Source organism: Mesorhizobium sp. M8A.F.Ca.ET.207.01.1.1 (assembly GCF_004794715.1).
In the GTDB taxonomy this organism is placed as follows: Bacteria; Pseudomonadota; Alphaproteobacteria; order Rhizobiales; family Rhizobiaceae; genus Mesorhizobium.
This window is the reverse complement of the sequence record NZ_SRUS01000518.1, coordinates 1-292: the sequence shown is the minus strand read 5'-3', so window position 1 is coordinate 292 and position 292 is coordinate 1. Positions and strand designations below refer to the sequence as shown.

Sequence of the window (292 nt, the reverse complement as noted above, 5' to 3'; positions counted from 1 at the left end):
TGGGACTGGCAGCACATCGCGTTCCTTGGTATGTTCCGTAAGGCGTAATACGTTTGACGGAATGATCCGTTCATTCCGCTGCAAGCAGACCCGCGCCCTGTTTGAAGGAGCCTGCCCTCGCGCTTGGCGCCCGATACGACGCGCGGCTGAACGTAAACTCCAGCTGCTCGATTCGGCACAGACGCTGGCCTTCCTGCGCAGCCCGCCCGGGAATCGTCTTGAGGCGCTGTCAGGTGATCGGAGAGGACAATACAGCCTCCGTATCAATGATCAGTGGCGGCTCTGTTTCACC

The 292-nt window shown here is 59.6% G+C and carries 1 protein-coding gene; it reads left to right on the top strand.

The features are described from left to right. Positions 1–61: 61 nt before the first annotated feature. The coding region (locus EN850_RS35640) for a type II toxin-antitoxin system RelE/ParE family toxin (protein WP_136093079.1) at positions 62–292 on the top strand (231 nt) is incomplete at its 3' end.